Here is a 21,351-nt window from a genome sequence, read left to right as displayed (position 1 = left end):
ACTCGGACGCGTTGGGGAAACGCAGACATCATAATCAGTTGGCGGCGTGTGCGGCGACGCTCTGGCAAAAAGACGCCGCGCATAACCGCTGGGCTCGGCAGGCGGAGTTGATTGAAAGAAACGTACGTTTATGCGAGCAAAGGGGGGCGGTCGGTTTATGGTAAGGCGCGCCGGACTTTCGCGACCCCCTGCCGTTTTAGGAGCATGACAGAGTGCCTTGTTTTGTCGTTCGGACCTTACAAGCGACGATGATCGCTCAAAAAAGGTAGCCTGCAATGCGGCGCTAATCGGCACTCACCGCCCCTATTGCCTGTTTTCAGAAAGAAGCGACCAGCAGAGGAACGTCAGGTTTGTTTTTATTTACCCTCTGGAGACTCGGGCTCGCCTGGCCGCTCGGCGATGCTTAATTCTTGCTCAGCAGACCGAGTTGCTGATCCACGCGACAACCAAGCCGCAACGTCTTTACCTAACGCGCCAGCTACACGATCAAGAATTGCACAGGTACCGGAAAATCCACCGAGCACACCACCCCGGGACGAACGGGTAAGTACGGTCGAGCCGACGGAGGCTCCTCCCTTCATGATGTCAGCGCGGACACTCATCGACTTCGAACCACTCCACGCCCCTCCTCCAAAGCCATGGACTGAGATAATGGTTAGTTGAATAACCTTGTCCATGCCAGCTTGATCTGGGGCCGTTATCGATTGAACAGAGCCGACTCGTCGACCTATTGCTGACAACGCATAGTTTCCAAGAAGCATCTCAAGTGAACACTCGTTTCGTACTGCGGTTGGTATGGGCGCCGAAGGGTCGACCAGTGCGGGAACCTGAACGAAGAGGCGCTCATCGGCTGACGCTCGCGGTATAACGAGTACAACCAGTGAGAACGCAAACAAAAGATGCTTCATTGACGAAATGCTCCCTATGTAGTGATTGTATGGACGGCTAATGTTTAGTATCTCCGGCCGGCTTTTGGTGCAGGTCCGATGGAATGATGGCGCATAGATCGCCTGTTTCTTTAAATTGCAAACCGAACTGCACCCCTCGTGAGACGTCAATTATGGGAACAGAGCGAAGGCGCGCCGCGAGGCAGTTTAACGCTTCGGTATGTTCGCGGAAACTTTGTCGAGGCTCAGATCCAACCGACCGGCGGCGATCGCGAGGATCGGGTCATATAACCTTGAGCATTGGGTATGATAAGAGCAATCAAACAGCAATCGTTCTGTTGAAATAGAGGCAGAAAAGCTGCCCTCAGAAACAAATCTTTTTTTGGTGGGGTGACGGGGAGATCATGGGGCGCGCGACGGTACTTGTCCTTTTCTTTATCGGACTTCTGTCCGCATGTGCTTCTCTGCAGCAATCAGCCAAGGTTCAATGGGCTGGCACCTATTCGGTCACTTCAATCACGCGTATACCCGATGCTGAGAGCCTTACCGGTATGCGCAACGAGATACAGGGCGCGCGCTCCGTACGAGACTCGGGGCAAGTTGAAGGTAAACTTGGCGACCATATCGGTGTGGGCTACCGGCTTGTCGGAGGTACGCCTGGAGAAAAAATCCTACTTCGTGCGGCGGTCACCTATCCGAACGGTGGTTTAACGAATCCGGACAACGGTCGAACACTTCAGCATCGGGAGTGGGATCAGACTTGTGTGGTGGGTAAGCAATGTGTAATTGGCTTCTTCTTTCGTGAGCCTTGGGAACTAAAAGCCGGAACATGGGAATTTGAGGCATGGTACGGATCAAATCGGCTCTTTCAAGAACAAATCGAAGTAGTCATCCCGTCAAATGATCAGCTTGTGAGGCGCGCGATTGATAGCTCACGCCCGGCGGCTAATTATGTTCGAGAGTTGGAGAAAAGCTCTCCTGCACACTTTCAGAGACGGTTTGTGGCAGGGCAACGCGCAGGAGAATTCCAGCCGTACGTAACGGAATGCCTGAGGAAAATTAAGGTTTTTGCCGAGGCCAATTACCCAGACGAGGCTCGCGGTACGCTCTACGGCCATGTACACGCAACCTTCGCCTTGGCTCGAAATGGAATGATCGATTACGCGATAGTAGAAAGAAGTTCTGACCATAAAGCGCTCGATGATTTCGTCATCAAGGCAATTAAGCTCGCCGCGCCCTTTCCTCCTTTTCCCCCGGGATCACTCAATGAGGTTGACCAACTCGTTGTGACGCAAGTGTTCTCATTCGTAAAAGCTGAACCAAGTGATTCAGTGCAAAGTGAGCGCGAAAGCCGATAGCACGTCACTCCCACCCTTTTCCCGCCTTTTTTAAACGGCCTACCGTCCCTCGGAAGATCCTCCGGGGGTACATGGTATTTCTAGATAGCACTACGGCAGGCGTAGCAGGGGGAGGGCGAAAAAAACGCCGCATAGCTACGGGGTGCGTAGTAGGCGGCGCTCTCTCTGCTACGGTGGGCGTAGCTATCCTGACGGCGCTGCTACGGCAGGCGTAGTAAGGGCGTCAATTCTGGCCGGGATTCTCGGCAGGGGATCGAGCAGGCGATACGCGCCACGGTGGAAGGCGGCGGGCGATATGTCGAGCTTGCCCCCGCAGTGATCCAAGGCGCACCACGTCACGGCGTATAAGCTCGCCTTGTTCGGGCGGGCGCCTTTTCGCGTTTCCACGATCAGGCCCGCGTCGAGCAATTCTCGCTTCGCCTTCTGCAAGGTTTCCTCGGATCGCCAGCCGCGCGGCTGCATGAACTTCCACGCGGCGCACAAATCCCCGTTGTTGTCGCCCCGGTACTGGATGAACAAATCGAACAGCAGCATCCGGGCACGTGGCGACAGGCCGATATAAGCGCGGGAGGTCAGGACGGACAGCGGCACGGTGATGAACGCGCCGCCGTCGCGCTTCTCCTTCCCGTCGCGGAAGGATTTGCGCTTGCTCATCCTTGGTTATCCGCCAATCGCCGCAGGAAGCAATACAAGCCCCATAGCGCCGTCAAATCCATCGCCGCCATATCAGCGGTTACGCCGTAGCTCTCGAAACGAATGGCGAGGGCCGCAAGGCGTTCCAGCCATGTTTCATGCGGTCCCATGGTCGCCCCTTTCCGGCTCAGCGATCAGGACATAACGCGCGACGCTGTGCTTGACGCCGAAGCCTGTATCGGCGGGCACGCGCACGGTACGAATGTCGTACCCCTCCAGTCGCAATTCGCGGACGCGCATCGCCGGGTGCAGAATGTCGAGATCCTGCCGCGCCTCCAGCGTCGAGACGGCATCGCAGCGGAGCACGTCGAGCAAGCGCTTTCGTTGTCCCTCGGCGGAGAGGTCGGCATAATAGGCTTTGGTTTGGTTTAAGGCTGCCTGCGGGTGGCCTTTTTCTTTTGTCATGGCGTCCCCCGTTACTTGGCTGCGATCAGGGCGCGGATATCCTCCACGCGCCAGACAGTCGTACGAACACCGAGCTTGACGGGCCTCGGGTACTTGCCGGTTTTGATGCCCGCCCAGAAGCTCGATTTGCTGATCGGCAGGATGGGCGGAAGGGGCGGGTTAGCCTTGGGGTTGCCAACGATTTGCGGCAGGCGGAGAAAGCCGGTTTCGGGAAGTTGCTGGATCACGTTTGCCATGGTTCGCCTTTCTTGGGCGGTGTTGAACATGGCTACGTATTATTTACGCCTAGAATATGCTGCCAAGCTAGCTGTCCTAGCTGAGTGCGCACCCAGCAAGCAAAATGCTCCCTCAGCTAGCAGAGTTCCGGTTTGATTCCCACTGCCGGCACCAGTCCTCGATTTTCTTTTGGCTTCTCAAGTTCTCACATTTTGTCAGCATATCGCGGGCAAACTCGGCCTTGCTTTTGTACGTCGCCGTTTTTTCTTGCCATGCTGTCCAACATTCTTTAACGAGTGCTTTCTCTTTCTGCTTCGGGTCAAGAGACACCCTCAACCTAGCATAGGCGCTCATCAACCTAGATTTTCTTGTTGCTTGTCCGAGGCTCGTCGATATCGCGCCTGCACCGATCAGAGCAATGGAAAGAAACATAAGCCAATCTCCAGAGCGTGGGTCATCTGCAAGAGACACCTGGGCTTGGCTTAAGGCATCTTGTAGAGTCCCAATAGTCTCGCATAAATCCTTTTTCTGGTCGGCGTTGAGTCCGGCCATGCCCCCGATTTCCCTCAAGTCATCGCGCGTATCTTCCAGTATCGTCTCGATGATTGTTTCTGCTGTTTCTTTGACGCTCATTGATTCGCCCTCTCCTTGCCTGCCGTGCTTTCAGCTGCGCCAGCCGGGTAAGGGTTGCCCGGTTTTCGGTGATCAGCCTAGGCGCGGCTATTTTGATATCAGTTGTTTCTGGTCTCCAGTATCGCGGAAAGGGCTTTCCCTCGCGCCGGCCCGATATCTCTCGGCATGGCGGAAAACTCCTTGATTTCGGCATCGGTGGCTTTCCCGGCTTTGATGGCACGCATCAATTCTCTGCACCGCTTATTCTTGGCTTTCAACTCTTTGGCCGCTGCACTCGCGTTCTTCATAACCATTGCTGAATCCTCCGTTGCCTCGTTCACCTGAACCCGTCAGGTCGCGGTGTTGCCCTTTACGCCACGGTGCCGTGAAGTGGGATCACTTCGGCCCCGGCTTTCAGCTTGTCGAGATAATCTGCCCATAGTTGCATCATGGCGCGGCGTTCCTTCAAGAACTTCGTTCGGTTGTAAGCGGTGCCCAAAGCGTCCGGTACGGCGTGCGCGAGCTGGTGTTCGATCACGTCCGGTCGTTGGTGCAGTTCTTCGGCGAGGATCGTCCGCGCCATGGCCCGGAAGCCGTGGCCGGTGATTTCCGATTTTGTATCGTAGCCCATGCGGCGCAGGGCGGCATTGATGGCGGCATCGCTCATGGCGCGTCTAGGGTCGCGCCCGCCCGGAAAGACGAAACGGCCCGTGCCCGAAAGCGGGTGCAGTTCGCGCAGGATGGCGACGGCCTGCGTCGACAAGGGGACCAAATGTTCGGTGTTTGTCTTGGTCACGAGATAACGCCATTCGGCTTTATCGAGGTCGATATCGGCCCATTGGGCCTGCCGTAGCTCGCCAGGACGCACGAACAGCAGCGGGGCAAGACGTAGGGCAGACAGCACGACAAACGAGCCGCTAAATGCTTCGATGGCCCGCAGCAGTTGCGCCACTTTGTCCGGGTCGGTGAGGGCGGCGAAGTTGTTGCCACGAGCGGGCGGGAGGGCGCCGCGCAGGTCGGGGATCGGGTCGCGCTCGGCCCGCCCGGTGGCGATGGCGTAGCGGAATACCTGACTGCAATTTCCCCCGGCCCGGTGGGCGGTGTCGAGCGTCCCCCGGCTTTCGATGCGGCGCAGGACGGCGAGAACTTCCGGGGCCGTGAGTTCGGCAATCGGGCGACCGCCTAGCCACGGGAAAACGTCTTTCTCCAAGCGTCGGATGATCTTGTCCGAATGGCTCGCTGCCCACGTCTCGCGGTGTTTTTCAAACCATTCGCGGGCGACCGTCTCGAACGAGTTGGACGCGCGGAGCATTTTCGAGGCGCGAACGGCCTTCTTGTTTTCGGAAGGATCAACCCCTTGGGCAAGCAGTTGCCGCGATTCGTCGCGCTTGGCTCGGGCCGCTTTGAGGCTCACGTCGGGATAGACGCCGTAGGCCAGCAGCTTTTCCTTGCCGAGATAGCGGTACTTGTGCCGCCAGTATTTCGAGCCGTTGGGGTGGATCAGCAGGAACAGGCCTTTTTCGTCAGGCAGCTTGTAAGCCCTTGCGGTGGGCTTGGCGTTCCGAACGGCGGTGTCGGATAGCGGCATTTGGGGGTATCTCCGATGGGGGTATCGGTATGTACCCCCGTTTTATACCCCCATGTACCCCCGGATTTCAACAGTTCGCGTTGGACTATTGTGGACGCAAAAAAGGCCAGAAACCTTGCTGTTACTTGGTTTTCTGGCCTTTATTGTCCGTTGCCGGACTGTGTTCTGGTGGAGACGGGCGGGATCGAACCGCCGACCTATTGATTGCGAACCAATCGCTCTCCCAACTGAGCTACGCCCCCATGGAATCCGAGATTTTACGTGGACGCCCCCACCGCGTCAATTGAACACTCTCCCTATTGGCTCTCGGTGAGGGCGCAAACGTTTATTCTTGTTTATTGGTAACACGCCGACCAAACGGTTGGCGCTTGTTGTCGTTTTGCGACTTACTTTTTCTTCTTGCCCTTGGCTGTGGCGACAGCGGCCTTGAACGTAGCACCGGCCGTAAACTTCGGCACGGTCGTCGCGGCGATCTTGATCTTTTCGCCAGTCTTCGGGTTCTTGCCTTCGCGGGCGGTACGGGCAGCTGCCTTGAAGGAGCCGAAGCCGACGAGGCTCACGCCGTCGCCCTTGGCAACAGCCTGAACGATTGCTTCGATGACTGCGTCGAGCGCCTTGCCGGAGGCAACCTTGGACAGTTCGGTACGAGCGGCGATTGCGTCGATCAATTCAGACTTGTTCATAGTATCTCCTGTTGTTTGATTGTTTAGAGTAGTGCTGGTACTCCGCCGCGATTCTCACACTTCATGCCGCCCGTGGGAAGAGGGAAAAGCGACGAATTTGTAAAGAGTCCACCAATCTGTTGTTTTTTTTCGCCGCGCCCAGGCAAAACGGCGCCAATGCTTCACCGGCCGGCCTTCAGCAGCGGTTTCAGGAAGCGGCCCGTGTGACTTGTGCTAACTTTGCTAACGCTCTTCGGTGTCCCGGTGGCTAGGATTTGTCCGCCGCCGTCACCGCCTTCAGGACCGAGGTCGACGATCCAGTCCGCCGTTTTGATCACATCCAAGTTGTGTTCGATGACCACCACAGTATTCCCGTGATCGGCAAGGCGGTGCAGAACATGGAGCAGCATTTCGATATCCTGGAAATGCAGTCCGGTGGTGGGTTCGTCAAGAATGTACAAGGTGCGCCCGGTGTCCCGCTTCGACAGTTCGAGCGCAAGCTTGACGCGCTGCGCTTCGCCCCCGGACAGCGTGGTCGCTGACTGGCCAAGCGTGATGTACGAGAGGCCAACGTCCACGAGGGTTTGCAGCTTGCGTGCAACGACCGGCACGGCGTCAAAGAATTCGCGCGCTTGCTCCACGGTCATCTGCAGGACGTCGCGAATGTTCTTGCCCTTGTATTGGATTTCCAGCGTTTCTCGGTTGTAGCGATGTCCATGGCAGACGTCGCAATTGACGTAGATGTCGGGCAGGAAATGCATTTCCACCTTGATCACGCCGTCGCCCTGGCAGGCTTCGCAACGACCTCCTTTTACATTGAATGAGAACCGGCCCGGCCCGTAGCCACGCGTGCGCGATTCCGGCACGCTGGCGAACAGTTCGCGGATTGGCGTCAGCAGGCCGGTATAGGTGGCCGGGTTCGAGCGCGGGGTGCGGCCGATCGGCGACTGGTCGACGTTGATCACCTTGTCGAATTGTTCCAGCCCGACGATCTCATCATGCTCGGCGGGCTCGGTTGTGGAACCGTAGAGATGCTTTGCAGCGGCGGCGTAAAGCGTGTCATTGATCAGGGTGGACTTCCCTGATCCGGAAACACCTGTGATGCAGGTGAGGAGGCCGACGGGCAGTTCGAGCGTCACGTTCTTCAGGTTGTTGCCGCGTGCGCCTACGATTTTCAACACGCGCTCGGAGTCGGGGCGTCGCGGGGCGTTCGGCGCTTTGATGCGGCGACGGCCGGCGAGATAGTCGCCGGTCATCGAGTTGGGATTGTCTGTGATTTGCTTCGGGGTTCCCTCGGCGACAACGGCACCGCCGTGAATTCCCGCGCCCGGTCCGATGTCGACGACATAATCGGCGCTACGCATGGCGTCCTCGTCATGCTCGACGACGATCACTGTATTGCCGATGTCGCGTAACTGATGCAGCGTTTCCAGCAAGCGGTGGTTGTCGCGTTGGTGCAAGCCGATCGACGGCTCGTCGAGGACGTACATGACACCGGTCAATCCGGAACCAATTTGCGAGGCGAGGCGGATACGCTGCGCCTCTCCACCCGAGAGCGTTTCTGCCGAGCGGTCGAGTGAAAGGTAATCGAGCCCCACGTTGATCAAGAATTGCAGACGGCTGGTGATTTCCTTCAGGACCTTCTCGGCCACCTGTGCCTTGTTGCCGGTGAGCTTGAGCTTGAGAAAGTAATCGCGGGCGTGGCCCAACGGCAGTCGGCTGATTTCGTGTAGCGTCAGCGAATCGTCGTCGCTGCCGATATGTACGTGGCGTGCCTCCTCGCGCAGACGCGCGCCGTTGCATTTGGGACACGTCTTGTTGCTGATCAGCTTGGCAAGTTCCTCGCGTACCGCGACCGAATCCGTTTCCTTGTAGCGGCGCTCGAAGTTGGTGACGATGCCTTCGAAGGTATGCGTGCGGTCGAAGCGCGTTCCCTTTTCGTTGAGATAGCGGAAGCGGATCGCCTCATGGCCGGAGCCGTAGAGGATGACGTCGCGAATCGCTTCGGGTAGATCCTCGAAGGGCGTTTCGACGTCGAAGCCGTAGTGATCGGCGAGCGAGGTGAGGAGTTGAAAGTAGAACTGGTTGCGCCGGTCCCAGCTGCGGATCGCTCCCGCGGCCAGCGACAGGTCGGGCCGGCTGACGATCCGCTTGGGGTCGAAGAACTGGATCACGCCGAGACCGTCGCACTTCGGGCACGCGCCCATCGGATTGTTGAACGAGAAGATGCGCGGTTCGAGTTCCTGCAGTGAGTATGAGCAGATCGGACAGGCGAACTTGGCCGAGAACAGGTGTTCTTTTCCCGAATCCATCTCAAGCGCGATCGCCCGTCCGTCGGCGTGGCGAAGAGCAGTTTCGAAGGACTCAGCGAGCCGCTGGCGCATGTCGTCACGGATCTTCAAGCGATCAACGACGACGTCGACGGTATGTTTCTGGGTCTTTGCCAACTTGGGCAGGGCATCGATCTCGTAAATCTTTCCGTCTACTCTCAGGCGAGCAAAGCCTTGCGCGCGTAAGTCGGTGAAAAGCTCCTGCTGTTCCCCTTTGCGGTTGGCGACTACCGGGGCAAGGATCATCAGCTTGGTATCGGCCGGCAAAGCCAGCACGTGGTCTACCATCTGCGATACCGTTTGTGCGTCGAGCGGTTGTTGGTGTTCCGGGCAGTAGGGCGTTCCGGCGCGGGCAAAGAGGAGGCGCAGGTAGTCATGGATCTCGGTCACCGTGCCGACCGTCGAGCGGGGGTTGTGGCTGGTGGCTTTCTGCTCAATCGAAATGGCCGGCGACAAGCCCTCAATGAGGTCGACGTCCGGCTTGTCCATCATCTGCAAGAACTGCCGCGCGTAAGCCGACAAGGACTCCACATAGCGGCGTTGCCCTTCGGCGTACAGCGTGTCGAATGCCAGCGACGATTTTCCTGACCCGGAGAGCCCGGTGATCACGATCATCCGGTTACGCGGCAGATCGAGGTTGATGTTTTTGAGATTGTGCGTGCGCGCACCGCGAATGCGGATTTCTCTGAGTTCGTCCATGGGGAGTCCGGCTGAGGGGTGAAGCAAACCTGTTAATATAACCAGTTCCGACCGGCCAAACCAATCTGCGTTCCACACTGCGCTGTCTACCGCCGCACCGATGCTTTCTCCCACCCGTGATCCGATGTCGCCGGCCGAAAAACGCGCCGGCATCAGCCTCGCTGCCGTGTTCGCGTTGCGGATGCTCGGTTTGTTCCTGATTCTTCCGGTGTTCTCTGTCTATGCCAAGCAACTGCCCTCCGGCAATGACCTGAGCTTGGTGGGGTTTGCGCTTGGCGCCTACGGTTTGACGCAGACGTTTTTGCAGATTGCCTATGGCGCGGCTTCGGACCGTTTTGGTCGTAAGCCGGTCATCGTCTTCGGCCTATTGCTCTTTGCCGCAGGGAGTTTCGTTGCCGCGTCGTCGCACGATATCTACGGCATCATTGCGGGCCGCGTCCTGCAGGGCGCCGGCGCGATTTCCGCCGCCGTCACGGCGCTTGCAGCCGACCTTACGCGCGACCGCCACCTCACCAAGGTCATGGCGATGATCGGGTCGTCGATCGGCCTCGTCTTCGCTTTTTCGATGGTCGGGGCCCCGTTGCTCTACGCGACGATCGGCATGCCGGGGATTTTTGCCATGACCGGCGTCTTGTCGCTCCTGGCGATCTTCGTGGTGCTCAAAATCGTTCCGGCGGCCCCGGCAATTCCGCGCCAACCGGCGTGGGCGAGTTTTTCGGAAGTGCTGCGCCATCGACAGTTGCTCCGGCTCAACTTCGGCGTATTTACGCTGCACTTGATTCAAACCGCCATGTGGATTCTCGTTCCGTCCGCCTTGATAAACAGCGGTGGACTGGCGGCCGGCGAGCACTGGAAGCTGTATCTTCCTGCTGTACTTTGTTCGTTTGTCGTCATGGTTCCGGCCATCATCGCGGCCGAGCGGCACGGTCGGATGAGACAGGTCTTCAACGGCGCCATCGGCCTGTTGCTTGCCGTGCAATTCGGCTTTGCTTTTCTGGCGGATGGGCGCTACACGGTCTTCCTATGGCTGACGCTTTTCTTCGTGGCTTTCAATATCCTGGAAGCGACACAGCCTTCGCTGATTTCCCGTTTCGCGCCTCCCCATGCCAAAGGCGCCGCGCTGGGGATCTATAACACGACTCAATCCCTCGGCTTGTTCATCGGCGGAGCTTTGGGCGGGACGCTGGCGAAGCAGGCGGGGCCAGCCGCCGTTTGGCTTTCGTGCGCCGGTTTGGCGCTTGTCTGGCTTGGCCTCGGCTGGACGATGACGATTCCGGCTTCCGGGCGGAATCAGCCGGCCGCTCATTTATAATGGCGACCCAAACCTGCATCGAAAACCCTTTTAGGAGGCAACATGGCTTCGGTCAATAAAGTAATTCTCGTCGGCAACCTGGGCGCGGATCCCGAAACCCGCTATATGCCGAATGGCGACGCTGTTGCCAATATCCGCCTCGCCACAACCGAATCGTGGAAGGACAAGGCGTCTGGGGAAAAGCGCGAGGTCACCGAGTGGCATCGCGTCGTGTTCTACCGCAAGCTGGCCGAGATTGTCGGCCAGTACCTGAAAAAAGGTTCGTCGGTCTACGTCGAGGGCCGCATTCGCACCCGTAAGTGGCAAGACAAGGAAGGGCAGGAACGCTATACGACGGAAATCGAAGCCAACGAAATGCAAATGCTCGGCGGCCGTCAAGGCGCATCGTCTTCCGGCGGAGAGGTCGAGTACGGTGGCAGCATGCCGTCGTCTAGCCCGGCCGCTCCTGCTCGCGGCGCCCCAGCGAAGAAGGCCCCCAGCTTCGAGGATATGGACGACGACATTCCGTTTTAAAAAACGACTACGACAATAGTTGTAAAAATTTCTCCGTAAGAGCCCAGCATAGCTGGGCTTTTTCTTGCGCGGGATTGCCGGTGCCTCGCGGTCGGTTTTGGGTGACGCTGACCTGCCTATCGGATCAGCCGGTGGGTTCGTCGGTACCAGAGGGAAAAAACGCATCGCCTCTGTATAACCCCGGATTGAATACGGAAAAGCACCGTGGTAGCGTGCTAACACGAATTAGCATGAGGCGTACCGGTGCCTCATGATTTGGATGCCAGCGGAAATTCCGAACTTCGGGATGACGCGCTAATAACCATCGAGGATTTGGGTTTGCTCATGCTTAACCATATGAAAATCTCTGCACGGCTCAGTGTCGGCTTTGGAACAATCTCTTTCCTTCTACTCGTTGTCATGGGGTTGGGGCTGCAGAGCCTTACATCAATGAAGTCCGGTCTCACGGCGGCGAATACCGCTAGCCAGTACGCGAAGACGACTGGAGATGCGCAAAGCACGTTGCTGAATCTGGTCCTAACGATTCAAATGGCTGTCAGCGGTTTCAATGACGCCAAGATGGACGAGAGCATCGCGCGTATCAAGACGCTGCGGGAAGCGTTGGAGGCAAATGTGGCCGGCTTCAGCAAGCTTGACTCCTCAGTTCTCTCCGACAGCGAAAAGACGCTTTTTGCGGACCTCTCTGGGGAATCGAAAAAACTTGCTGCCCCACTGCAGAAAATGGGGGAACTCCTCAAATCATTCCAGAATGCAGTAGCGAGCGATGTCGCACAGCAGGAAGTAGCCCCCATTGCCGACAAGATGAGCACGGCGCTCACTGAACTCGCCAAGTTGCAGAGCGTAAAGGTCGCGGAAATGGAGAGCTCGTCGGCCGCTACTTACCGTACGACGCTGGTTGTTCTTCTGACGATGAGCGTGATCGCTTTGGCGATTAGCGCCGGGCTCGGTTTTTGGGTCATCCGGAGTGTGACCAAGCCGTTGCAGGAGGCCGTTGCCGTCGCAAGCAAGGTCGCGGCCGGGGATTTGACGGGCAAGACGGCCGTTGTATCCCAAGACGAAACGGGGCAACTTCTGGCCGCGTTGCAGGATATGAAAGAGCATTTGGCGCGTGCAGTGGGAGGTGTGCGGAATGGCTCCGATGCGGTGAAATCGGCATCCGCCGACCTGTCCACGACGGCGGGAACGCTGCTTGATGGGGCCAACCAACAATCGGAGTCGGCGGCGTCGACCGCGGCGGCGCTTCAAGAAATTGCAGTCAGCGTTGCGTCAGTAGCCGATGCGGCGGTCGAACTGCGCACGCTTTCAGAGCAGAGCCTGCAGGCGAGCAACCACGGAAACGCGCAACTCGAACAACTGCTCGGCGAAATGAACGGCGTTGAAACGTCGGTTGGCGAAATCGAGAAAGTGGTTAACGATTTCATCAAGAGCACGCACGCCATCACCAGCATGACTAAGCAGGTGCGCGATATCGCGGACCAGACCAATTTGCTGGCACTCAACGCGGCGATCGAGGCGGCCAGGGCGGGTGAGCAGGGGCGCGGCTTTGCCGTCGTCGCCGACGAAGTGCGCAAGTTGGCTGAAATGTCCTCCCAGTCGGCAACGCAAATTGATGGCGTCACCAAAACCCTTGCGCAGCAATCATCATCCGTATCGCAGGTAGTGGCTCGAAGCAAAGCGTCGTTGCAAGCCAGCGGTGCGGCAACGGAGAGCGTGTCGGCAGCTCTGCGCAAAGCGCACGCGGTATCCGAGCAAACCAATCATGGAGTCGGAGAAATCACCAGTTCGGTAAACGAACAAAAGGTTGCCATTAACGAGATTACCCGCGCAATGGAAGGTATCTCGCAAATGGCCGATCAGAGTCGGGGCAGCGTTGAAGAGGCGGCAGCGAAGGCCCGGGCGATGGAGAATGTCGCAGTGCAGATGGAGTCTTCAGTAAAAGCATTCAAGATTCCGTGACTGAATGCCTCACAGCCGCCAAATCTAGTATCCAGGTGGTTCGAATTGCAATTTCAAGTGCGGCTGTTTCTCCGGAAGACTGCAGTTGTATTTTCTCCCTGCAGCGAAAATTTCGTTGCCTTGAAAAGGCACGGAGAGGCGTCAGTGCAAGGACAAAAAAAGCACGATGCCTGCCCCTGGGGAAAATTTATGACGGGAATCGTAGATGGATGGAACGGGATACCCCCATCTACGATCATGGAAAACTCTATGGAGGCGCTAGTAGCACCTTTGTTCTATTGCATTAATATGGCATACGGGCGAGTAGCCAATGCGGCAGTGTTACGGAGCGAACCTCTAGCGTGGTATATGTGCTCCATAAAAAAGTGCGGCCTGGACCGCACTTTTTTATTAATAAAAGCGGGAAGCGCCGGTATTACTTGACCCGGAATTGCTCCTTAGTTTTTCCTTCGGCAATCTTCTGCTTCAGCCAGGCAGGCAGGGGGCCTTTGCCGCCGTAGGTGTCGTTGGGGTTCGTATCGCTACGGTATTTCGGCCCGTTTCCGACTGAGCCGGATGCCCTTTTGCCTTTTTTTGCCAGGCCGAGATCGGAGGCGCTCAAATCGTATTTGGCAATGATTGCCTTTGCTTCTGCGATTGCGGCTTGAATCTCCGCTTTTCTGAGCAACTCGGCTTCTTTCTTGAGAGCCTCGATTTCCTTTAGTGCTTCTTCGTAAGTCTTTGCCAAGATTTACCTCCTCGATAAAAAACAACCCAAGTGAACATGAATAAATGTATCACAGGATTTCCGCTACGCAGCATTGTAATTTCCTGCCGCCGAGGAGTAGTTGCGTACCGTCAATTGCCAATTAGGGAAAACGCCATTCGGGGAATCGATTGGCCGATTTTGTGTTACGCAAGCAACGCGTACGGGAGTGGGGCGGACACCAGCGAACCATATGCGGAGTAAATAGGCCCGGGAAGAACGAGGAATGCAGCGCGGCTCTTCGCTGGAAAGAGCGGCAGGAATTCACTTTCTTGCCCTACCGCTATTTCTTCAGTCGTTGTCGAAATGCTCCGGATATTGTTTTGCAATCAGGGGAAGTGACGCCAAAATGCCTTGCAGGTGGCCTTGCATACATTGTGCGGCGAGATCGGGATCCCCTGTTTCTATGGCGTCGACGATGGATGCATGCTCGGCGATCAATTGCGGGCTCGGGGTTGCGAAGTCGTACGCGAGGAAGCGTACGCGGTCCATTTGCGCCTTGATGCCCTCGGTGACCCGCCAGGCATACTCGCGCCCGGCGTACAGGGCTAGCGCCTTGTGCAACGACTCATCGAGCGCCAGAAAAGCGCGGCTGTCGCCCGGCTTTACCTGTTGCTGCTTAGCGATCAACTCGCGCAAGGTTCGCACCACTTCACGGTCGCGGTTCAAGGCGACTTCGCGCACGATGGAGACTTCAATGACTTCCCGCAGATGGCGTGCGTCAAGAACGTCGCGCACGGAAATTTTTCGTACATAGGTGCCGCGCTGAGGAAGCACTTCGATTAGTTTTTCTTCGCCGAGTTTGATGAAGGCCTCGCGAACCGGTTGGCGACTGATGGAAAAGCGGCGACTGGTTTCGACCTCCGAAATTGCCTGACCCGGCGCCAAATCGCCCTGGATGATTTCGGACCGTAATATCCGATGCAATTGGGCTCCGATCGATTGCGGTTCTGCTCGCCGAAATGGCTGGGTTGAAGAAGTCTTGTCTTCCATTTTTCGTATTCCGTTTGTGCCAGGCTCTTTTCCTAACTGGCCGGTGAATGCTAGTATACAAGTATACATCGGTCCTGGGCGCTGTAATTACTAGCGTGAAACCAAACCGATGCAGTGGCAGCCGCTCGCTCGATGAATGTGCGGGCAGGCTTCGAGATAGTTGACGAGCAGCGCTCGCCCAGTCGTTGCATTCGAATAGGAGTCAGACAAAAGTGAAAATGACGTTCCGTTGGTACGGCGAATCGGATCCCGTGAAGCTTGAGCACATCCGGCAGATCCCTGGGATGTACGGGATCGTTTCGGCGATTTACGACGTTCCGGTCGGCGAAGTATGGCCGATTGAAAAACTCAAAGCATTGCGAGACCGAATCGAAAGCGCGGGCCTCAAGTTCGAGGTGGTTGAAAGCGTCCCTGTGCATGAGGACATCAAGCTTGGCAAGCCAAGCCGCGACCGACTGATCGCCAACTTCCAGCAGAACATTCGCAATTGCGCGGCGGTCGGCGTTAAGGTCATCTGCTACAACTTCATGCCGGTGTTCGACTGGACCCGTACCGAAATGGCCAAAGTGCTCCCGGATGGCTCGACGACGCTGGCCTTCGACGCGGCTGCCGTCGCCAAAATCGATCCCGAGAAAGGCATCTCGCTGCCGGGTTGGGACGCGAGCTATAAGCCGGACCAATTGAAGAGCCTGCTCGGCGAATACAAGTCGGTCAGCGAAGAAAATCTGTGGGCCAACCTCGAATACTTCCTCAAAGCGATCATCCCGGTGGCCGAAGAAGTTGGTGTCAAGATGGCAATGCATCCGGATGATCCTCCCCGGCCGATCTTCGGTTTGCCGCGTATCGTGAAGAATCGCGACGACTTGGCACGCCTCGTCAAGATCGTCGATTCGCCGGCAAACGGACTCACGTTGTGTTCAGGCTCGCTTGGCGCCGATCTGTGCAACAACATCGAGGCGCTCGTACGCGAATTCGGCGGCATGGGGCGTATTCATTTCGGCCACCTGCGCAACGTTAAGGTCGAACCGGACGGCACGTTCTACGAGTCGACGCACCGTTCATGCGACGGATCGCTCGATATGGCGGCGATCGTCAAGGCGTATTACGACACGGGCTTTACCGGCTATTGGCGTCCGGACCACGGTCGCATGATCTGGGGCGAAACCGGAAAACCGGGTTATGGCCTCTATGATCGTGCACTCGGTGCCGTTTACTTGAACGGGCTCTGGGAAGCGGTCAGCAAGTATTCCCGGGCGGCGTAACCACTAACCACTAACCACTAACCACTAACCACTAACCACTAACCGCTACAGCCCGACAGGCTCGGCGTAATGCGCTGACCTGTCGGTCTCTCCATGTTTGGGCTAGGCGCCGCCGAGTTCCTCGGATATTCGGCGCGCCGCCGTCATGACTTTGGTGGCGAGCGTTTTTTCCCCGATTTGCTTGAGCTTCGCCAGCGTGAGCGAAACGGACACCGCGTATTGCACGCGACCCATGACGTCGAAAACCGGCGCGGCGACGCAGCAGATACCCAATTCATTCTCTTCTCGATCGACGGCATAGCCCGCCTTCTCGATTTCCTGAATCTCCTTCTTCATCGCCGATAACTCGGTGATGGTGTTTTTCGTCAGGGTTCGGATCTCGTCGCGATGCGATTCCCAGTAGTCGCCGATACGGTCTCTGAAGCAATGGGCCAGATAAAGCTTGCCCATCGCAGAGCAGTAAAGCGATAGCGGCTGGCCGATATAGGCACGGGTACGTACCATCCCGCGCGTCGGGTCGAGCTTGTTGATCATGATCGCGCGACCGTTTTCCATACAGGAAAAATTGACCGTTTCTCCCGTGTCGATGTTCAGCGTTTCCAGATGCCGTGCGGATACGTGAATGACGTTCAGCGAGGACAGCGCCTTCTGGCCAACCGCTACGCACTTTGTCGTCAACCGATAACTGCCATAAGTAGGTGCGGGGGTGACATATCCGGCGCTCTGCAATCCCTGCAGTAAACGGTGCGTCGTGCTCTTGCTCATGCCCGTTTCTTCGGCCAGGCGTGCGAGCGGACAACCGTTGGCATAGTCACTCAGCAACTCCATGAGCTGGAGTCCCCGGAGCAGGCTCTGTGTTCCGGAAGGGCTATCGGTTTCCATTTTCTTCTTCATACGCCGTTCGTTCCGCGTTGTTTGCCTGAACACCGTTGTGCTTGGCGTTCCACGAGGGCGGGATGATACGCAACGTGGCCGTTCCTGTCCGCGTCCCGCCATAAACCAGCGAGGCGCTTGACAGCCCAACCGCTGCTCAATATTCTACATTTCAAAACGACATTCTGAAATGTAGAACGCGCTTGAAGAGAGACGAAGCGTACTGCCTCGATAGCTTTTGCTTCTTGACGGGAGCCGGGCGTGTCGCGAGCGGTGTTCGTTCAGAGCGCATCCGTTGGACTGATTGCAGAGGGAGGAGGAGCATGATTTTTGGACACGTCAATGATCTGGAAAGCGGTTTCGCATGGTTGCCCAAGCCGCTACGGACGGCGGTGGGCCACCTGAAGAGCACGGATTTCGAGGCGCTTGCCGCGGGCAACTACGACCTGCAGGGCAAGGACATCTACGTTCAAGTCATCGACATGATGACGAAACCTTTTGTTGAAACGCGACCTGAAGTGCATCGTCGGTACATCGATGTGCAGTTCCTTGTGCGCGGTCGCGAACGGATCGGCGTCGCTTCGGATACGGGCAACAATGCCGTTGCCGAGGATTTGCTGACCGAGCGCGATCTCCTGTTTTACGCGGGCATGCAAAACGAGTCGACGCTGACCATGACACCCGGGAGTTTTGCCGTCTTCTTTCCATCCGACGTGCATCGGCCGGCATGCGCGGTCGAAACACCGGAAACGATTCGCAAGGTGGTTGTCAAGGTGCGTGCGTCGCTATTGGCAGGAGCCTGAAGTGGCGACGATACGGTGGGGCATGATCGGCTGCGGTTCGGTCGCCGAAGTGAAGAGCGGTCCGGGTCTGTACAAGGCGCGCGATTCGAAGCTGGTGGCCGTATGCAGCGCGCATCCAGCTTCCGCTTTGGCGTACGCGCAGCGCCACGGTGTGCCGAAGGTCCATGACACGGCGGAGCAGTTGGTGGTCGATCGGGACGTCGACGCGGTGTATATCGCCACGCCACCAGCATCGCATAAGGACTTGGCTTTACTTGCGGCGAATGCGGGTAAGCACGTCTATGTGGAAAAGCCGATGGCGATGCGCTTCGGCGAGTGCGAGGAAATCGTCGAAGCCTGTCGGGCGAACGGCGTCCGCCTCTTCGTGGCGTTCTACCGTCGCGCGATGCCGCGTTTCATGCAGGTCAAGGCGTGGATTGACGCCGGGGCGATTGGCGACGCCCTTATCGTGCGCGCCGTACAGCACCAACCGCCGGCGGCAGACGAACTGTCGCCAGCGACGTTGCCCTGGCGTCTCAAAGCCGATGTCGCCGGCGGGGGCAAGTTTCTCGACATGGGAATACACGAACTCGACTTCTTCGATTTCCTCTTTGGGGCAATCGATGAAGTGCGCGGCATTGCCAGCAATAGAGCGGGCCTTTACGAGGTCGAGGACACGGTGACCGCGGCATGGCGCCACGCCAACGGTGTTCAGGGCAGCGGATCGTGGTGCTACGCGTGCGGGCACAGTGAGGACCACATCGAGATCGTCGGGACCAAGGGGCGTATCGCGTTCGAGTTCTTTTCCGACAAGCCGCTCGTTCTGATCAACGAAGGAGGGCAGCAGCACGTGTCGATTCCGAATCCTCCGCATGTCCAACAGCCGTTCATTCAGAGCATTGTCGACGATCTGAATGGCTTCGCCCCGTGCCCGGGGAACGTCGATAGCGCTGTTCGTTCCACTTGGGTTGCCGACCAGGTGTTGAAAGACTATCGCGTGCAAAAAGGATATTGAGTGAGCGCGGTGCGGTCGGTTGGTTGGCGCGCCTTTTCTTAGGTAACGATTCGATTTCAAGAGATAGCAAGATGCCACGTATTTCATTTGATGAACTGAAAGCCGAATTCAAGCGCGTCCTGATCAAGAAAGGCTGCGACGACACCGCCGCAGAATTGTCTGCGCAACTGATGGCGGAGACGAGTTGCGATGGGGTGTATTCGCATGGTGTCAATCGTTTCCCTCGCGTCGTCGAATACATCGACAAAGGCTACATCGACGTCAGAGCACGGCCAACGTGTACCGAGGCGATGGGCGCCTTCGAGCGCTGGAACGGCAACCTGGGATTGGGTAACGTCAATGCCAAACTGTCGATGGATCGAGCCATCGAACTAGCGCGAATGCACGGAATCGGGTGTGTGGCGCTGGCGAATACCAACCATTGGCTGCGCGGGGGCAGTTATGGCTGGCAGGCGGCCGACGCCGGCTGCGTCGGGATCTGCTGGACGAACACGCAGCCGAACATGCCGGCGTGGGGCGCGAAGGACAGGCGAATCGGCAACAACCCGTTCATCATGGCTGTTCCGCGCGAAGGTGGACATGTCGTGGTCGACATCGCGATGGCGCAGTTCTCTTACGGCCAGATGGAGGGCAAGGCGCTGCGCGGCGAGATGCTGCCCGTCGCGGGCGGATACGACGAGCGCGGAGAACTGTCCCGCGACCCGAAGGAAATCGCCAAGACCTGGCGCGTGCTGCCGATCGGTTACTGGAAAGGATCGGCGCTATCGATCGTCATGGATCTGGTCGCCGCCGTTCTCTCGGGCGGTCGCTCCACCTGCGGTATTGGCAAGCTGGGCAGCGACGAATACAGCTTGTCACAGATGTTCATTGCGATCGATGCACGCCGGATTGCGGGTGACGATTATCTGTCGGACGTCGTCAACGAAGCGCTCGATAACCTGCACGGGTCCGACCCGGTGGATCCGGCGAAACCTGTGCTTTATCCAGGAGAGAACTCGCTGGCGATCCGCAAGGCCAATCTTGCGAAGGGAATTCCCGTGGATGACGGGGTGTGGGCCAAGATCACAGGCTTCTGACGAGGCGCCTCGGGGCTTGTTGCTACTCGCGTCGAGGGTGGGCCGCTCCCTTCTACCTGCCACACCGGGTGCCCAATTGCTGTTGACAATAGAACGATGTTCCACAAAAATCACCATCAGGTATTTTTTAGGAACGATGTTCCGTTTTACTCATCGGCACCCAGATAACAGGAGGGCAAGTGGAAAGAGGGTCGGATAAGCAAAGGATTGTCATCGTGGCGGACTGCGACCATCCATCGATTGAGATCGAGCAGGGTGTGCTGGGCGACATTTGTCCGCAAATCCGCTGGCTCGCCTGTCGGACGGAGGAGCAAGTGATTGCACAATGCACGGATGGGGAAGGGCTCCTCATCCAGTACGCGCCGATGACCCGTCGGGTACTCGAACAGCTTCCGAACTGTCGCATCATCGCCCGCTACGGCGTGGGGGTCGATACCGTCGACCTGAAGGCGGCGGCGGATTTAGGGATCGTCGTCAGCAACGTGCCTGATTACGGTACCAACGAAGTGTCGGATCATGCCCTGGCGATGATGCTTTGCCTGACGCGCAAGATTCCCATGGCCAACACGCAGATCAAGAGCGGTCAATGGGACTTCCGCTTGATGCATCCGGTTCGTCGTCACCAGGTACAGACGATCGGCATCATCGGGTTGGGCCGTATCGGCCGCGCCATGGCACACAAGACGCATGCCCTCGGGATGAAGGTCATCGGCTGTGACCCATACGTCGATCAGGCGAACTTGCCCGACTACATTTCGCTCGTCACGCTCGAAGAAGTGCTGCGCCGTTCGGACGTGGTTTCGATTCACTGCCCGCTGACCGAGGCGACGCGCAACCTGCTCGATGAGGCGATGCTCAGTCTGATGAAGCCGACGGCTTATCTCGTCAATACGGCGCGCGGCTGCATCGTTGACGAAGCGGCGCTCGACAAGCTGCTGACTGAGAAGCGGCTGGCTGGGGCGGCGATGGACGTTCTGGCCATCGAGCCAGGCACCACCGATCACCCGTTGTTCAAACACGACAACTTCTATTGCACGCCGCACATGGCCTGGCATTCGGAAGAGTCGGCGCAGGAGCTGAAGCGCAAGGCCGCCGAGGAAGTCCGGCGCGTACTGCGCGGCGAAGCGCCCATGTATCAAGTCAATAGATTCTGAGAGAAGAGAACGAAGATGAAGAGCATCGAATACCAAGGGGTGCAAGCGGTGAAGGTGGGCGAGCGGGCGATTCCGGAGGTGGGGCCGGGCGAAGTCCTGATCAAGGTCGCCTACGTCGGCGTATGCGGTTCCGACATGATCATCTACCAAGGCGTGCACCCGCGCGCCCAAGCCCCGCTCATCATGGGCCACGAATTCGCCGGCACCATCGTCCAAGGGC

The 21,351-nt window shown here is 57.7% G+C and carries 22 protein-coding genes and 1 tRNA gene; 10 read left to right on the top strand and 13 right to left on the bottom strand.

Annotation, left to right across the window (positions count from 1 at the left end):
• The first annotated feature begins 1,291 nt into the window (after positions 1-1,291).
• Positions 1,292-2,245: a TonB family protein gene (locus tag NZ453_RS10690; protein WP_263770551.1), complete on the top strand. Its 954-nt coding sequence runs from the start codon at positions 1,292-1,294 to the stop codon at positions 2,243-2,245.
• 183 nt (positions 2,246-2,428) lie between these two features.
• On the opposite strand, the gene NZ453_RS10685 is transcribed toward NZ453_RS10690, so the two are convergent.
• From NZ453_RS10685 to uvrA, 10 genes are all read right to left on the bottom strand, one after another.
• Positions 2,429-2,899 (bottom strand): hypothetical protein, encoded by a 471-nt coding sequence (locus tag NZ453_RS10685; protein WP_263770550.1) that lies wholly within the window; start codon positions 2,897-2,899, stop codon positions 2,429-2,431.
• Positions 2,896-3,048: a hypothetical protein gene (locus tag NZ453_RS10680; protein WP_263770549.1), complete on the bottom strand. Its 153-nt coding sequence runs from the start codon at positions 3,046-3,048 to the stop codon at positions 2,896-2,898. The genes NZ453_RS10685 and NZ453_RS10680 overlap by 4 nt, the downstream gene beginning before the upstream one ends.
• On the bottom strand, positions 3,035-3,343 hold the full coding sequence (locus tag NZ453_RS10675) for a helix-turn-helix domain-containing protein (protein WP_263770548.1): 309 nt from the start codon (positions 3,341-3,343) through the stop codon (positions 3,035-3,037). Before NZ453_RS10675 ends, NZ453_RS10680 begins: the two co-directional genes overlap by 14 nt.
• Before the next feature lie 11 nt (positions 3,344-3,354).
• Positions 3,355-3,609 carry a helix-turn-helix transcriptional regulator gene (locus NZ453_RS10670; protein ID WP_263770547.1) on the bottom strand — a complete coding sequence of 85 codons (255 nt, stop codon included), beginning with the start codon at positions 3,607-3,609 and terminating at the stop codon, positions 3,355-3,357.
• Positions 3,610-3,691: 82 nt separating this feature from the next.
• Positions 3,692-4,192, bottom strand: a complete 501-nt coding sequence (locus tag NZ453_RS10665) for a hypothetical protein (protein ID WP_263770545.1) — start codon at positions 4,190-4,192, stop codon at positions 3,692-3,694.
• 98 nt (positions 4,193-4,290) lie between these two features.
• Complete coding sequence (locus tag NZ453_RS10660; protein WP_263770544.1) at positions 4,291-4,485, bottom strand: hypothetical protein; 195 nt, start codon at positions 4,483-4,485, stop codon at positions 4,291-4,293.
• 56 nt (positions 4,486-4,541) lie between these two features.
• Positions 4,542-5,759 (bottom strand): tyrosine-type recombinase/integrase, encoded by a 1,218-nt coding sequence (locus NZ453_RS10655; protein WP_263770543.1) that lies wholly within the window; start codon positions 5,757-5,759, stop codon positions 4,542-4,544.
• A 166-nt stretch (positions 5,760-5,925) separates the two neighbouring features.
• A tRNA-Ala gene (locus NZ453_RS10650) sits at positions 5,926-6,001 on the bottom strand.
• Positions 6,002-6,145: 144 nt separating this feature from the next.
• Positions 6,146-6,442 (bottom strand): HU family DNA-binding protein, encoded by a 297-nt coding sequence (locus NZ453_RS10645; protein ID WP_263770542.1) that lies wholly within the window; start codon positions 6,440-6,442, stop codon positions 6,146-6,148.
• Between the two features lie 161 nt (positions 6,443-6,603).
• A complete protein-coding gene (gene uvrA, locus NZ453_RS10640; protein WP_263770541.1) occupies positions 6,604-9,450 on the bottom strand; it encodes an excinuclease ABC subunit UvrA in 2,847 nt (948 codons plus the stop codon).
• Between the two features lie 124 nt (positions 9,451-9,574).
• Between uvrA and NZ453_RS10635 the strand changes: the two genes are divergently transcribed.
• The 3 genes from NZ453_RS10635 (at position 9,575) to NZ453_RS10625 (ending at position 13,231) form a co-directional block, all read left to right on the top strand.
• A complete protein-coding gene (locus tag NZ453_RS10635; RefSeq protein WP_263770540.1) occupies positions 9,575-10,762 on the top strand; it encodes an MFS transporter in 1,188 nt (395 codons plus the stop codon).
• 42 nt (positions 10,763-10,804) lie between these two features.
• The gene (gene ssb / locus NZ453_RS10630; RefSeq protein WP_263770539.1) at positions 10,805-11,275 is read left to right on the top strand and encodes a single-stranded DNA-binding protein; all 471 of its coding nucleotides are present in this window, start codon (positions 10,805-10,807) and stop codon (positions 11,273-11,275) included.
• 324 nt (positions 11,276-11,599) lie between these two features.
• Entirely contained in the window at positions 11,600-13,231 is a 1,632-nt protein-coding gene (locus NZ453_RS10625) for a methyl-accepting chemotaxis protein (RefSeq protein WP_338051159.1), read from the top strand.
• Between the two features lie 415 nt (positions 13,232-13,646).
• Here the strand turns inward: NZ453_RS10625 and NZ453_RS10620 are convergent, their stop codons facing one another.
• Positions 13,647-13,958: an H-NS histone family protein gene (locus NZ453_RS10620; protein WP_263770538.1), complete on the bottom strand. Its 312-nt coding sequence runs from the start codon at positions 13,956-13,958 to the stop codon at positions 13,647-13,649.
• A 309-nt stretch (positions 13,959-14,267) separates the two neighbouring features.
• On the bottom strand, positions 14,268-14,969 hold the full coding sequence (locus NZ453_RS10615; RefSeq protein ID WP_263770537.1) for a GntR family transcriptional regulator: 702 nt from the start codon (positions 14,967-14,969) through the stop codon (positions 14,268-14,270).
• A 218-nt stretch (positions 14,970-15,187) separates the two neighbouring features.
• Between NZ453_RS10615 and uxuA the strand changes: the two genes are divergently transcribed.
• On the top strand, positions 15,188-16,231 hold the full coding sequence (gene uxuA, locus NZ453_RS10610; protein ID WP_263770755.1) for a mannonate dehydratase: 1,044 nt from the start codon (positions 15,188-15,190) through the stop codon (positions 16,229-16,231).
• A gap of 102 nt (positions 16,232-16,333) precedes the next feature.
• Here the strand turns inward: uxuA and NZ453_RS10605 are convergent, their stop codons facing one another.
• The gene (locus tag NZ453_RS10605; RefSeq protein WP_263770536.1) at positions 16,334-17,113 is read right to left on the bottom strand and encodes an IclR family transcriptional regulator; all 780 of its coding nucleotides are present in this window, start codon (positions 17,111-17,113) and stop codon (positions 16,334-16,336) included.
• A gap of 314 nt (positions 17,114-17,427) precedes the next feature.
• Between NZ453_RS10605 and NZ453_RS10600 the strand changes: the two genes are divergently transcribed.
• From NZ453_RS10600 to NZ453_RS10580, 5 genes are all read left to right on the top strand, one after another.
• Complete coding sequence (locus NZ453_RS10600; protein WP_263770535.1) at positions 17,428-17,907, top strand: NanQ anomerase/TabA/YiaL family protein; 480 nt, start codon at positions 17,428-17,430, stop codon at positions 17,905-17,907.
• Position 17,908: 1 nt separating this feature from the next.
• On the top strand, positions 17,909-18,901 hold the full coding sequence (locus NZ453_RS10595; RefSeq protein WP_263770534.1) for a Gfo/Idh/MocA family protein: 993 nt from the start codon (positions 17,909-17,911) through the stop codon (positions 18,899-18,901).
• Positions 18,902-18,972: 71 nt separating this feature from the next.
• Positions 18,973-19,977 (top strand): 3-dehydro-L-gulonate 2-dehydrogenase, encoded by a 1,005-nt coding sequence (gene yiaK / locus NZ453_RS10590; RefSeq protein WP_263770533.1) that lies wholly within the window; start codon positions 18,973-18,975, stop codon positions 19,975-19,977.
• 179 nt (positions 19,978-20,156) lie between these two features.
• Positions 20,157-21,131 (top strand): C-terminal binding protein, encoded by a 975-nt coding sequence (locus tag NZ453_RS10585; RefSeq protein WP_263770532.1) that lies wholly within the window; start codon positions 20,157-20,159, stop codon positions 21,129-21,131.
• 15 nt (positions 21,132-21,146) lie between these two features.
• A partial coding sequence (locus NZ453_RS10580) for an alcohol dehydrogenase catalytic domain-containing protein (protein WP_263770531.1) occupies positions 21,147-21,351 on the top strand: 205 nt, incomplete at its 3' end.

Origin of the sequence: Propionivibrio soli (assembly GCF_025770765.1) — a bacterium.
Classification (GTDB): domain Bacteria; phylum Pseudomonadota; class Gammaproteobacteria; order Burkholderiales; family Rhodocyclaceae; genus Propionivibrio; species Propionivibrio soli.
The sequence above is the reverse complement of the archived record's forward strand: the minus strand, read 5'-3'. Positions and strand labels throughout refer to the sequence as shown.

Coding starts and splice junctions, on each gene's coding strand:
- NZ453_RS10690 (WP_263770551.1), top strand. CDS start 1,292: ATGGGGCGCGCGACGGTACTTGTCCTTTTCTTTATCGGACTTCTGTCC.
- NZ453_RS10685 (WP_263770550.1), bottom strand. CDS start 2,899: ATGAGCAAGCGCAAATCCTTCCGCGACGGGAAGGAGAAGCGCGACGGC.
- NZ453_RS10680 (WP_263770549.1), bottom strand. CDS start 3,048: ATGGGACCGCATGAAACATGGCTGGAACGCCTTGCGGCCCTCGCCATT.
- NZ453_RS10675 (WP_263770548.1), bottom strand. CDS start 3,343: ATGACAAAAGAAAAAGGCCACCCGCAGGCAGCCTTAAACCAAACCAAA.
- NZ453_RS10670 (WP_263770547.1), bottom strand. CDS start 3,609: ATGTTCAACACCGCCCAAGAAAGGCGAACCATGGCAAACGTGATCCAG.
- NZ453_RS10665 (WP_263770545.1), bottom strand. CDS start 4,192: ATGAGCGTCAAAGAAACAGCAGAAACAATCATCGAGACGATACTGGAA.
- NZ453_RS10660 (WP_263770544.1), bottom strand. CDS start 4,485: ATGGTTATGAAGAACGCGAGTGCAGCGGCCAAAGAGTTGAAAGCCAAG.
- NZ453_RS10655 (WP_263770543.1), bottom strand. CDS start 5,759: ATGCCGCTATCCGACACCGCCGTTCGGAACGCCAAGCCCACCGCAAGG.
- NZ453_RS10645 (WP_263770542.1), bottom strand. CDS start 6,442: ATGAACAAGTCTGAATTGATCGACGCAATCGCCGCTCGTACCGAACTG.
- uvrA (WP_263770541.1), bottom strand. CDS start 9,450: ATGGACGAACTCAGAGAAATCCGCATTCGCGGTGCGCGCACGCACAAT.
- NZ453_RS10635 (WP_263770540.1), top strand. CDS start 9,575: ATGTCGCCGGCCGAAAAACGCGCCGGCATCAGCCTCGCTGCCGTGTTC.
- ssb (WP_263770539.1), top strand. CDS start 10,805: ATGGCTTCGGTCAATAAAGTAATTCTCGTCGGCAACCTGGGCGCGGAT.
- NZ453_RS10625 (WP_338051159.1), top strand. CDS start 11,600: ATGCTTAACCATATGAAAATCTCTGCACGGCTCAGTGTCGGCTTTGGA.
- NZ453_RS10615 (WP_263770537.1), bottom strand. CDS start 14,969: ATGGAAGACAAGACTTCTTCAACCCAGCCATTTCGGCGAGCAGAACCG.
- uxuA (WP_263770755.1), top strand. CDS start 15,188: ATGACGTTCCGTTGGTACGGCGAATCGGATCCCGTGAAGCTTGAGCAC.
- NZ453_RS10605 (WP_263770536.1), bottom strand. CDS start 17,113: ATGGAAACCGATAGCCCTTCCGGAACACAGAGCCTGCTCCGGGGACTC.
- NZ453_RS10600 (WP_263770535.1), top strand. CDS start 17,428: ATGATTTTTGGACACGTCAATGATCTGGAAAGCGGTTTCGCATGGTTG.
- yiaK (WP_263770533.1), top strand. CDS start 18,973: ATGCCACGTATTTCATTTGATGAACTGAAAGCCGAATTCAAGCGCGTC.